The sequence below is a fragment of the Kitasatospora sp. NPDC087861 genome (genome assembly GCF_044742585.1).
Classification (GTDB): Bacteria; Actinomycetota; Actinomycetes; order Streptomycetales; family Streptomycetaceae; genus Kitasatospora.
In genome coordinates, this window is the sequence record NZ_JBIUUS010000029.1 from 37173 (window position 1) to 48614 (window position 11442).

The window sequence follows — 11442 nt, forward strand, 5'->3', positions numbered from 1 at the left end:
GCCCGCGAATCAGGCCTTCAGGGCCCGGGACCCTCACGCCCGCGAGTACGTCCGGCCCTTCCACGCCGCGCCCCGGCCGCGCCAGTGCTGCACCGCCGAGTCCACCGTCATCAGCAGGTACAGCCCGGCCGTGAAGGGCAGCAGCAGCACGGCCGGCGCGGGCTGCCGGTAGTACCGCACCATCGGCAGGTACGTGCCCGCCATCAGCGCCCAGGCCGCCCCGCCCACCGCCGCCGCCGCGGGCACCCCCGCGACCAGTCCGGCCACCGTCGTCACCGGCGGCACCAGGTACACCAGCGCCAGCCCCAGCACCGTCCCGAGCAGCAGCAGCGGCGAATGCCGCAACTGGGCGTACGCGCTGCGCGACACCATCCGCCACAACTGCTCCAGGCGCGGGTACGGACGGACGCTGTCCACCTCCCCGGCCAGCCCCAGCCAGGTCCGCCCGCCCGAGGACTTCACCGCCCGGGCCAGCGAGACGTCGTCGATCACCGCGCCCCGGATCGCGGCCACCCCGCCCGCCCGCTCCAGCGCCTCCCGCCGCACCAGCGAACAGCCGCCCGCCGCGGCCGCCGTCCGGCCACCGGGCCGGTTGCTCCGGCGGAACGGGTACAGCTGCGCGAAGAAGTAGACGAAGGCCGGCACGATCAGCCGCTCCCAGCCGGTCTCCACCCGCAGCCGGGCCATCTGCGACACCAGGTCCAGCCCGTTGGACTCCGCCGCCGCCACCAGCTCCGCGAGCGAGTCCGGCCCGTGCGCGATGTCCGCGTCCGTCAGCAGCAGGTACTCGACGTCCGGACCGGCCAGCTCCACCCCGTGCCGCAGCGCCCACAGCTTGCCCGTCCATCCCGGCGGCAGTGGGGGAGGCGTGGTGACGGTCAGCTCCAGCCCGTCCATCGTCCGCAGCTCCGCCGCCAGCGCGCCCGTGCCGTCCGAACTGTGGTCGTCCACCAGGATCACCCGCGCTCGCCCCGGGTACTTCTGCGCCAGCAGCGTCGGCAGGCTCACCGGCAGCACCTGCGCCTCGTCCCGGGCCGGTACCACCACCGCCGCCTGCGGCCAGCGAGTCGGCGGACGGCGCGGCGGCAGCCGCACATCGGTGCGCCAGAACAGCCCGTGGCAGCACGCCAACCAGAGCCAGACCAGCAGGGAGGACGCGGCGATCCACAGCAGGACGGTCACCCCGGCAGTCTGCCGCAGAACAGGCCCGATCGGGCGGATCGACTAAAGTCTTGCCCCGTGAAGATCGCACTGATGGACTCCGGAATCGGCCTGCTGGCTGCCGCCGTCGCCCTTCGGAAGGTGCGCCCGGACGCCGATCTGGTGCTCTCCTCCGACCCGGCCTCGATGCCCTGGGGGCCGCGCACGCCCGAAGAGGTCACCGACCTCGCCCGCGGCTGCGTGCTCGCCGCCGCGGCGCTCGAACCGGACGCGCTGGTCATCGCCTGCAACACTGCCTCCGTGCACGCGCTCGCCACCCTCCGCACCGAGTTCGAGCCCGGGCTGCCCGTCATCGGCACCGTCCCGGCCATCAAGCCGGCCGCCGCCCTCGGCGGCCCGGTCGCCATCTGGGCCACCCCGGCCACCACCGGCAGCGCCTACCAGCGCGGCCTGATCCGAGACTTCGGCGGCCCGGCGGACGTGACCGAGGTCGCCTGCCCCGGCCTCGCGGACGCCGTCGAGCACGGCGACGACGCGGCCATCACCGCCGCCATCGCCGCCGCCGCCGCCCGCACACCGGCCGGCACCGCCGCGATCGTGCTCGGCTGCACGCACTACGAACTCGTCGCCGACCGCATCCGCGCCGCCGTCGCCCCCACCGCCTCCCCGGCGCTCACCCTGCACGGCTCCGCCGACGCCGTCGCCGCCCAGGCCCTGCGCCGCGTCGCCGACCCCACCCGCACCGGCGCCGGCACCCTCACCGTGCTCCACGCCGGCACCCCCGCCGCCCTCCCCGCGGCCGCGCTGCTCTACCCCGAGGGGCAGGCCCTCGCCGCTTTGACGCGCAGCCCGCTGTCGGCGTGACCGGCAGCGCCGTCGCCGGGGACCTCGCAGTGATCGACGGCATGCTCGCCGAGCCCTGCGGCGGCCCGGGCCACCGCGGACTGCGGTGCCGGGGCATCGGTCTGCTCGCGGCCGTCGGCCCCACGCCCGCTCCGGCCCTCGGCGCCCGCTGACCGGGCTCACCGCGCTCACCGCTCCCGCCTCCTGCCGGCGCAGGAGTCGCGCCCGGATGCCGTGGGACTAACTTTTACCCGCTGGCTGCCATCGGAGGCGTCCGGGTGTGCGGCAGGAAGATCTTTTGCCCCCGATCCCCGATCCCCGATCCCCGATGGTCGGGCCAGGGCGAAGAAGGCCGCAGGTTGTGCGGCACGCCGTTGGGCCAGGTTTCGCTCCTGACCGTCATCCCCGGGGTGTCCCGGCCGTACCAGCCATACCTGGTACTGCAGGGCACATCTTGGCCCCTCGGCCTGGGTGGCCGTGGGGCTCAGATTGGCCCCCCGAAGCCCGCCGGAGCGGGAAGTCGGCCCCGCCGACTTCCCGCGTACCGGGCGCGGCCGGTCAGGCGACGGTCAGGCGACGGCCTGGCGGCGCCAGCGGCGGTAGGCGGGTTCCAGGCCGGAGAGGATGGTGTCGAAGCGCCGGGTGCTGGTGGTGGAGTCGACCTGGAGCCGGCTGATCTGGAGGGGGTGCGAGGGTATGCGCGGGCCGAGCCGGTGGTCGGAGAGGAAGCCGAGACGGTAGCCCAGCTCCTGCAGGACGGTTTCAGCCCGCGGGTCGTGCCCGCCGTCGGGGTAGGCGAAGGCGATGGGGGGTTCGCCGAGCCAGCGGGTGAGGGCCTCGTGGGCGCCGGTGATCTCGGCCCGGACGGTGGCGTCGTCGCAGCGGCCGAGACAGGGGTGCCCCTGGGTGTGGTTGCCGATGGCGACGCCGCCGTCGCGCAGGGCGAGCAGGTCGGCGGGGGTGAGCTGTTCCTGGCGGGGCGGCCGGCGGTCGGCGCTGACCCGTAGCTCGTGCAGGCTGCGCCGCCGGTCGGGGTCGGGCATGGCCTTGAGCCGGGGGAGCAGCTGCGAGGGGTGCCCGCAGTCGAGCGAGCGGGCGCGGCCGCCGTGCCGGGCGAGGAAGTCGGCCTCGTGCCACCAGAAGGGGCGCTCGGTGCCGATGAGTTCGGAGATGACGAACGCGGTGGCTGGGATGCCGCGGGCGTCGAGGGCGGGCAGGGCGTGGGTGAGGACGCTGCGGTCGGCGTCGTCGAAGGTGACCAGGACGCTGCGGGGCGGCAGGGGCCGCTGTTCGGTGACGGCCTGCAGGACGGCCGTGAGCGAGACCGGGGTGGCCAGTCTTCGCAGCCGGTCGAGCTGGGCGCCGAAGGACCGGTGGTCGGTGACGCCGTGGTAGGCGAGCACGGCGAGGCGCTGTGCGGCGCGGGCGCGGAACAGCGGCTGGACGGGGGCGAACCGCAGCCATTCGCCCCGCGCGTCCGGCCGACCCGGCTCGGGGGAGGGCCGGCCCCTCTCGGCGGGCGGGCGGCGGCGGCCGGTGGCCGACGTCAGCGTGCTGACGACCGCGGCGGGCCTGGTGGGGGCCATGGAGATCGACGTGGTGGACTGGGACTGCGGCACGGTTCCCCCTCGGTCGCCGAGCGGCGTGGCGGTACCGCCGGAGGACGGAGCCCGGCCTCCGACTCCAGGGGGCGGCGGCTCCGGCCCCTGGGTATTCCGGTCCGCGGTGGGGGCTCGCACCCTTCCCGCGAACGGCTCCTGGATCGCTCAATGCCATTGAGACCGCTGCACCGAGCGGATGGTTGTACCGGGGGGACGAGGATTTTTCGTGGACTGATTGTGGAGCCGGAATGCACGACCGGGGCCGGATCGGAAGGGCTTCGGCGGGGCCCGCGGCGAGGGCTGTGGGCCGGTCGCGCCGGGTGGCCGAACGATCACTCCCTGCGGGCTGCCGCCGGCGCCCGTCGGGGGTACCTTGGGCTCATGGCAGATGCGGACCGTGATCCATTCCACCTGCACGGCGCGACCCGGATGGCCCGCGCGTGGAGCGGTGGAGCCCTGGTCACCCACCAGCTCCTGCTCGCCGTGGTGGGCTTGGCCTGCTTGGCGCTGGGCATCGTGGTGGCGGTGATCGTTCCGGACAGTGACGGTCCGGCCTGGGCGATGGCGGTGGCCGGCTGCCTCGCCGCGGGCGTGCTGCTGCTCGGCCGGATCGCGTTCGGGCTGCTGCGCTACCGCCGGGGTGCGGCGCTCTGACCGCCTGACCGCCTGGCCGCCTGACTCACCCGCCTGACGGCCCGAGCGCCTCGGCGGACGGCTGTAGTTCGATTGCCCTCGGCATTCCGGGCGGCGGATCGAGCGATATTGGTCAGATCGACCGAATTTCGGCCTGTCGGACAATGTTCTGCTCACCTCTTTCACCATTCCCGGGCGGCGGCTCCATGGCGCCTCATACTGTGAATGCGTTCTTGCGGCTCGACGGCGCCGCGGAGGGGGAGCGATGGGCGGCAGCGTCGTGTCCGAACCGGACAGCGGACCGAGATGAGACGCGGCGGGGACCTCGCCCTCGCCGCCCTGGCCGGGATCGTCGCGCTCCCGCTGGCCCTGGTCATCGCCGGCCTGCTCCGCTGCACGGCGGGCGGCCCGGTGCTCCTGCGGCTGACTCGGACCGGACGGCACGGCCGGGAGTTCCAGATCCTCCGCTTCCGGACCAGCCGCGGCGGACGGCTCGGCACCCTGCTCCGCCGGACCGGCCTGGACGAGTTGCCCCGGCTGTGGAACGTCGCCCGCGGCGAGATGGGGGTGATCGGCCCCCGGCCCGCCCGCCCGGACCAGGTGGTCCGCTACTCCGGCCGCGAGCGCGGCCGGCTCGACGTCCGACCCGGTCTGACCGGCTGGGCCCAACTCCAGGCCCGCCGCCCGCTCGCCCGGCCCGACGGGGCCGAACTCGACCTCTGGTACGTGGAGCACCGCTCGCTCCGGCTCGACCTGAGGATCCTCGGGCTGACCGTCCTGGCCCTGCTGCGCCCGGAGGGGGACCTCGTGCGGTGAGGCGGCGCGGTCGCGGGCCGCCACCGGCCCGCCGCCCCGCCCCGGTGGCTCGATAGGCTGCGACGCATGGCCATTCCCGCGTTCCTCGCCGAACTCCGCGCCCTGGTGGGCACCCGTCCGCTCTGGCTGAGCGCCGTCGTCGCCGTCGTGCTGGACGACCACGACCGGGTCCTGCTGGCCCGACGGGCCGACGACGGGCGGTGGGCACCGGTGGGCGGCATCCTCGACCCCGGTGAGCAGCCCGCCGACGCCGTGGTGCGCGAGTGCCTGGAGGAGACCGGAGTGGTGGTCGTGCCCGAGCTGCTCGTCTCGGCCACCGTCTCGCCGCAGGTCACCTACCCGAACGGCGACGTGACGCAGTACCTGGTGCTGACCTTCCGCTGCCGGGCGGTCGGCGGCGAGGCGAGGGTGAACGACGACGAGTCGCTGGAGGTCGGCTGGTTCCCGCTGGACGGGCTGCCGCCGATGATCGAGGTCGAGCACGAGCGGCTGCGCCACGCACTGGAGTGCGAGGGCCCGGCGGTCTTCGCCTGGGAGGGCAAGGAGCGCCCCTGACCGTGTGACGGACCGTCCGCATGCTCGCCTCCCCGCCCCGGGCGGGCCGGGAGCCCGGGCCTGTGCCGATGGTAGCCGTCCGGTCACCCCGCGTGGGCGGAAACCGTGGCACGGCCCGCTCAGCCCTTGTACTGCCGGTAGGCCTCCTCCGCGGCGTCCAGTACGGCGGCGAGGTCGCCACCCGCGGTGGCGGTGGCGGCGGCGGCCACCGCGCCCTCGACGAACGGCGCGTTCGCGAACCGGACCGGGAACGGGAGGCCGTGCTCGTCGGCGTCGGACAGCAGGGCGCGCACGGTGGTGACGGCGCTGCCCAGGTCGGCGATCACCACCACCCCGTGGCCCTGGTCGACCCGGCGGGTGGCGGCGGCCACCAGCACCGCGCTGATGCCCGGGCCGGCCGGCTCCCCGCCGGTCGCGGCGATCGGGGCGGGGGAGTCGGATCCGGTCAGTGCGAGTGCCAGGGTGCGGACGGCGGTGGCCAGTTCCTGGCTGTGCGACACCAGGACGACCCCGACCCGGCCGTGCGCGGCGGGCCGGCCGGAGGACGGCCGGGGCAGGGTGGCGGGCGCGGGTGGCGTGCGGGGCGCCGGGGGGTGGGCCGAGGGCGCGTCGGAGATGGGGATGACATCGGCGCGGGTGCCGTCCCGGCGGCTCATCGGCTGCTCCCTGTGGGCGGTGGTGGGCGGTTGACGGGTGGTCGGTGGGCGGGGCAGCGGCGGTCGGGGTCGGCACGGGCCGGTGCGGGCCGGTGCGGGCCGCCGAGGGCCCGCGTACGGTCGGCGGAGGCGTTCCCGCACGCTGCCATGCACTCTGGCAGCTCCTGCGGCCTCCGACCGGCGGGACACGCGTCGAGCGGGCCCGCGGCGGCGTCGGTGCCCGGCTGATGGAGTCCTCGTCAACCCGCTGACCGGGGCGGGCGGGTGTGGCTAGGCTGGGCCGGGAACGCCGTCGGGAGGAGACCGGGTAGTGGCAGTCAACAGCGGGATCGACGTGGAAGCGGGCGGCGCACAGCCTGAACTGGCGCCGAGCGGGAAGCCGAAGGTGGACTTCACCGGGGCGAAGTGGCTGTGCAGCAGCCAGGGCGTCGGGGATGTCCAGATCGCGTTCGTGGACGGGTACATCGGGATGCGGGACGGTCGCCAGGAGGACGGCCCGGTCCTGGTGTTCACGCCGGGGGAGTGGCGGGCCTTCGTGCTCGGCGCCCGGGACGGCGAGTTCGACCTCACCTGAGCCGCGAGCCATCGTCGCACGACCGCGGAGCGGGCCCCAGTGGTACGGGGCCCGCTCCGCGGTCGATTTCGGCCCCGAACATCACAACTGATGATCTATTGAGCGTGCCCCGTCAGAATTTCTGTTGACTGTTAGACAAACGCAGCTCAGAGTATGAGCACAGGCAGACGCCGTGCCCACCGCCCCCACGCGGCCAGACACGGCGCCTGCTGTGCGGCCCGGCAGCGTTGCCAGGCCATCCTCCCAGTCATCCCCTGCGCACCGGGGGTGCGTCGGCCGGTCCCGGCCCACGAGGGGCCGGCAGTCGCCGGGAGGCTGGCGTCGACGCCGAGAGCGACTCGACGACGACACCGTTTGCTCGGGACCCGCACGCCCCCACGCGGCGGCGTCCCGGGCAAGATCCACGGGAGCGACGGGCCGGGGCCCCGCGGATCTGGCTTGTGGTGCATGGAACTGTTGGCTTGTGTGCTGTGCTGTGTGCGACGACGAAGCTGGGTGCTCGGCAGTTCGGCACGACAATGTGCACAGTGAGGGAAACGCGTGTAGGGCCGCGTTGCGACATGCCGTCCCCCCGGAGGGTGAAACCCAGAACGGCTGTCGTGCAGAACCGAACGTAGCCCGGACGGTTGCTCAGAGTCAACATTGGTCTCTGAGCGTCGATCTCCCGCCGGTGCCCCACCCACCTCGCGAGCGCGGTGTGCCGGACACGTACGATGTTCCCATGTCTTTTCTCCGCCGTCGCTCCGGACAGCCCGCCGGCCCGGACTTCGACGTGCTCGCGATGGACCCGGGCGACTGGCCCGGCGACTTCGGTGCGGCCATGATGACCGGCCCGGACGGCTCCTGCCAGGGGATTTTCCTGCGCTACGACCTGTTCGGCGGCAGAGGCCCGGCGATGTTCATCGGCAACCTCCCCGAGGGCTCGCCCGCCCGGGAGACCGGCGACAGCGTGCCCTTCGAGGTGCGGCAGCTGCTCGCGGCGCTGGAGAACGACGAGCCGGTCGACTTCGTCTCGGCCGAGGACTTCCCGGTGATGCTCGGGGACGACCTGCTGATCGTGAAGAAGGTCAAGGTCAGCGAGGAGCGGGTGTTCTGCGCGCAGTTCGGGCGCAGCGACGGCGTCCAGGTCACCATCGCGTCCTGGGACCGACCGATTTCGGACGACCTGTATCAGCTGTTGAAGCCGCTCCCGGCCGACATGTTCCAGCAGGGCTGACCGGCGCCCCGACCGGGGCCCGGACGCTGCTTGACGGCTTCGATCACAGGTTCGTACAGTCGCGAACATGTCGTGCCGTCTCCCGCTGCTGACCCGCCGCAGCTACCTGGACCTGCGGCGCACCGCCAGCGCGGTGTGTCCGGGCCACTGAGGGGATTCGTCCCCGAGGCGGCGGGCGGCCGGTTGTTCGTGGCCGGCTCCGAACCCGGGGGCGGGCCGTGAACCGACCTCCGGAGCCGCCGAGCCGGTACCGCGCGCCCGTCCGGCGTGCCGCCCGCATTCGCCGAGCCCACGCTGCCGCCCGGAGGCCCCAGCACCATGACGACCACCGCTGCCGACCGTTCGCCCGCGGACCGCCCGTCCGCCGCGTCCCAGACCACCGAGCCACCGGCCACCCCGCCCTCGGCCACCGGGGCGGCGTCGGCTTCCGGCCACACCGCTTCCGGCCACACCGCGCCCGACCGCTCGGCGGTCGCCGACGCCCTCGCCGGGCTGCCCCGGGTGGTCGACCTGCTCTCCGCCCGCGCCGAGGAGCACGACCGTGACGCCACCTTCCCGTACCAGGGCATCGAGGCGGTGCACGAGGCCGGCCTGCTCACCCTGACCGTCTCCCAGCGGTACGGCGGCCCCGGCGGCACGCTCGCCGACACCGTCCGGGTGCTGGCCCAACTCGGGCGCGGGGATGCCTCGGTGGCCGTGGTCACCGCCTTCACGCTGCTCCAGCACGCCGAGCAGGGCCGCCGCGGCGCCTGGCCGACGGCCGGCTACCGGCGCCTGCTCACCGAGTCCCGGCGCGGACCGGCCCTGGTCAACACGCTGCGCGCGGAGCCCGGGGGCCGCCCCGGCGCGCTGCCCGGGACGGTGGCCCGACGGGACGGCGACGGCTGGCTGCTGACGGGCCGGAAGACGTACTGCACCGGCGCCGAGGCGCTGGCCTGGATGGCGGTGACCGCGCGGACCGACGAGCCGGAGCCGCGGGTCGGGACCTTCCTGGTCCGCGGCGAGAGCGAGGGCCTGGAGATCGACCCGACCTGGGACCAGCTCGGCCTGCGGGCCAGCGCCAGCCACGACGTCCTGCTGGAGCAGGTCCGGGTACCGGCCGATCTCGCGCTCGGCCTCACCGCGCCCGGTGGAGCGGCGGGTTCCGCCGGCCCGGCGGCCGGGGCCGCCGAACTCTCCCTCGCCTGGCACGATCTGGCGCTCTCCGCGGTGGCGATCGGAGTCGCCCGCGCCGCCCAGTCCTGGCTGGTCCGCTTCCTCAACCAGCGCACTCCGGCCAATCTGACCGAGCCGCTCGGCACCCTGCCCCGCTACCGCTGCGCCCTCGGCGAGATCGAGGCCCAGCTGATCGGCGCCGAGGAACTGGTCGAGGGGCTGGCCCCCCGGGTGGACCGGGGCGAGCCGGACGCGGTCGCCCGGACCGGACCGGCCCACCTGCTGGCCACCCGGGCCGCGACGACGGCCGTCCAACAGGCCGTGTCGCTCACCGGCAATCCTGGCCTGAGCCGACGTCACCCGCTGGAGCGCTACCTGCGGGACGTGCTGAGCAGCCGGGTGCACCTCGCCCCGGACGAGGCCGTCCTGGAGGCCGCGGGCCGGGCCGCCCTGGAACGCGGCGGCCGGCCGTAGGGCGACCAGGGCCGGTCCGGGCCCTGAGGGCTTGGCTGAACAATCCGCGTCGCGCGCGGCGGGAATTGTTCAGCCAAGCCCAGGCCGGTCAGCGGGTGCCGACCGCGGCCCGGACGGCCCGGCGGGCGAGCGCGGCGTCGTCGTAGAGCCGGCGGATCATGATCCGCTGCTCCTCGCCGGCGCCCGGCACGTCGTACAGCCGGATCTCCCGCATCAGCACCAGCACGAGGTTGACCAGGAACGCGTCCCGGGCCAGCGTGCCGCCGCTCTGGGCGAGTTGGCTGATCTGGCGGCGTGCCGCGGTGTCGCCGGACAGCACGCTCCACAGCACCGCCAGGTCGTAGCCGGGCAGGTACCAGCCGGCCTGCTCCCAGTCGACCAGCACCGGGCCGGACGGCGCCAGCAGCATGTTGCTGAGCAGGGCGTCGCCGTGGCAGAGCTGCAGCGGGGTGTGGCCGAGGCCGTGCAGCAGGCCGCGCAGGTCGCCGGCGTCCCGGTCGGTGAGCTGGCCCACCGAGTGGTAGCGGGCGATCTCCATCGGGTAGTCCATGCGTGGCTGGAACACGTCGGTCGGCGGCCGCCACAGGTTGAGCGTGCGGACGGCCGTCAGCAGCGCCCGCACCTCGCCCGGGGTGGGCGCGTTGACCGGGTGGCGCTCCCGCGCGGCCGGCCGGCCGGGCACGCGCTCCATGACGAGCACGCAGCGGTCGTGGTCGGCGGCGACCAGCCGGGGCAGCCGCACCGGCGGGCGGTGCCGGACGAACGCCCGGTAGACCGCGACCTCGTGGTGGAAGTCGGCCACCAGCTGCTCGAAGTGCCCACTCCGCACCGCCTGCGGCGCCAGGCACTTGGCGACCACCGGGGCCCGCCCGATGGTGCCCGCCACCAGGATGTGGCGGCTGCCCTCGCGCAGCACCTGGCGCGGGGTGAACGCGGGACATATCCGCGCGACGCTCGCCAGCGCGGCCCGTACGGCCGGGGTCTGCAGCGCCGACGGGTCGATCCGCTCGGGGCCGCCGACCTGGCCGGGCCGGTGCGGCTGGCGCAGCACCCGGCCGTCGGCCTGACGGGCCAGCGGCAGTCGGCCGCCGACGGGCGGGGCCGACTCGGGGCCGCGCAGCCCCAGCGCCGTACGGCCGGCCGGGACCCGGGCGTCCGTGGACCGGCCGTCGGTGCCGTGCGGAGCCACCGGGCGGCTCGACGGGGGCACCTGCTTCGGGCAGGGACGGCCGGCGGCTGCGGTGGGGGGGCGCAGCGCGGAGCGGGTCGCGGTGGGCGTGGGGGTCGTCGCTGAGGAGTACATGGGGTGAGGGTGGTCCCTTTCAGTCCGTCGGCGGGTGCGCCCCGCGGTGCGGGGAGGGCCGGTGCCGCGTGCTTCCTGGCGTGACGGCGACCCTGGCTCGGTGCGGTGGGTGGTGCGCGGGCGCCGGGCACGGACGCGGGGTCGAGAGGACCCTGTCGACGGCGGTGCTCCAGCCTTCCGCACCCTGGGGAGTACGGTCGGCCGGACTGCCGTGGCCGTGCCCGGCGCCCCCGCGCCACCCGGCCGCGCCACCCCCTCGGGTGAGGACCGGGAGCGTCCCGTGCCACGGTCGGGGGAATGCCCCGACGCTGGTGGGACGCCGCCCGACCCGGGGGCGAGGTGGCGCACCCCTACAACACACCCACCGCGCACTGGCTTAGTAGTCTGGCGGGCCCTGGCGAACGGTGGCGAATGCTCGCCTGGCACTTGCCGGAGCCTCTAGCCTCGAAGCAGCC

Annotated in this window: 12 protein-coding genes; 8 read left to right on the plus strand and 4 right to left on the minus strand. The window is 75.0% G+C overall.

The annotated features are described in order from the left end of the window. Positions 1–33: 33 nt before the first annotated feature. Positions 34–1173, minus strand: a complete 1140-nt coding sequence (locus ACIOJE_RS31400; protein WP_400780917.1) for a glycosyltransferase — start codon at positions 1171–1173, stop codon at positions 34–36. A 66-nt stretch (positions 1174–1239) separates the two neighbouring features. Here ACIOJE_RS31400 and ACIOJE_RS31405 point away from each other — a divergent pair, with 66 nt between their 5' ends. Together ACIOJE_RS31405 and ACIOJE_RS31410 are read left to right on the plus strand one after the other, a co-directional pair. After that, entirely contained in the window at positions 1240–2025 is a 786-nt protein-coding gene (locus ACIOJE_RS31405; protein WP_400780857.1) for a glutamate racemase, read from the plus strand. Next, complete coding sequence (locus ACIOJE_RS31410; protein ID WP_400780859.1) at positions 2022–2177, plus strand: hypothetical protein; 156 nt, start codon at positions 2022–2024, stop codon at positions 2175–2177. Before ACIOJE_RS31405 ends, ACIOJE_RS31410 begins: the two co-directional genes overlap by 4 nt. 396 nt (positions 2178–2573) lie before the next feature. Here ACIOJE_RS31410 and ACIOJE_RS31415 read toward each other — a convergent pair whose 3' ends face one another. Then, complete coding sequence (locus tag ACIOJE_RS31415) at positions 2574–3623, minus strand: polysaccharide deacetylase family protein (RefSeq protein ID WP_400780861.1); 1050 nt, start codon at positions 3621–3623, stop codon at positions 2574–2576. A gap of 363 nt (positions 3624–3986) precedes the next feature. Between ACIOJE_RS31415 and ACIOJE_RS31420 the strand changes: the two genes are divergently transcribed. The 3 genes from ACIOJE_RS31420 (at position 3987) to ACIOJE_RS31430 (ending at position 5609) form a co-directional block, all read left to right on the plus strand. After that, positions 3987–4259, plus strand: a complete 273-nt coding sequence (locus tag ACIOJE_RS31420) for a hypothetical protein (RefSeq protein ID WP_063350167.1) — start codon at positions 3987–3989, stop codon at positions 4257–4259. Positions 4260–4544: 285 nt separating this feature from the next. Beyond that, positions 4545–5054: a sugar transferase gene (locus ACIOJE_RS31425; RefSeq protein WP_400780864.1), complete on the plus strand. Its 510-nt coding sequence runs from the start codon at positions 4545–4547 to the stop codon at positions 5052–5054. Positions 5055–5120: 66 nt separating this feature from the next. Further along, positions 5121–5609, plus strand: a complete 489-nt coding sequence (locus ACIOJE_RS31430) for an NUDIX domain-containing protein (RefSeq protein WP_280685276.1) — start codon at positions 5121–5123, stop codon at positions 5607–5609. 119 nt (positions 5610–5728) lie between these two features. On the opposite strand, the gene ACIOJE_RS31435 is transcribed toward ACIOJE_RS31430, so the two are convergent. Next, complete coding sequence (locus ACIOJE_RS31435; protein WP_348534181.1) at positions 5729–6265, minus strand: PTS fructose transporter subunit IIA; 537 nt, start codon at positions 6263–6265, stop codon at positions 5729–5731. A 310-nt stretch (positions 6266–6575) separates the two neighbouring features. Between ACIOJE_RS31435 and ACIOJE_RS31440 the strand changes: the two genes are divergently transcribed. The 3 genes from ACIOJE_RS31440 to ACIOJE_RS31450 all read left to right on the plus strand — a co-directional run bounded on the left by ACIOJE_RS31440 (position 6576) and on the right by ACIOJE_RS31450 (position 9684). Beyond that, positions 6576–6839, plus strand: coding sequence for a DUF397 domain-containing protein (locus ACIOJE_RS31440; RefSeq protein WP_400676459.1), 264 nt, complete (start codon positions 6576–6578; stop codon positions 6837–6839). Positions 6840–7560: 721 nt separating this feature from the next. Next, positions 7561–8055, plus strand: a complete 495-nt coding sequence (locus ACIOJE_RS31445) for a hypothetical protein (RefSeq protein WP_063350170.1) — start codon at positions 7561–7563, stop codon at positions 8053–8055. Between the two features lie 318 nt (positions 8056–8373). Then, on the plus strand, positions 8374–9684 hold the full coding sequence (locus tag ACIOJE_RS31450) for an acyl-CoA dehydrogenase family protein (RefSeq protein ID WP_400780868.1): 1311 nt from the start codon (positions 8374–8376) through the stop codon (positions 9682–9684). 88 nt (positions 9685–9772) lie between these two features. Here ACIOJE_RS31450 and ACIOJE_RS31455 read toward each other — a convergent pair whose 3' ends face one another. Continuing rightward, positions 9773–10810, minus strand: a complete 1038-nt coding sequence (locus ACIOJE_RS31455; RefSeq protein ID WP_400780920.1) for an aminoglycoside phosphotransferase family protein — start codon at positions 10808–10810, stop codon at positions 9773–9775. Between the last annotated feature and the right edge of the window lie 632 nt (positions 10811–11442).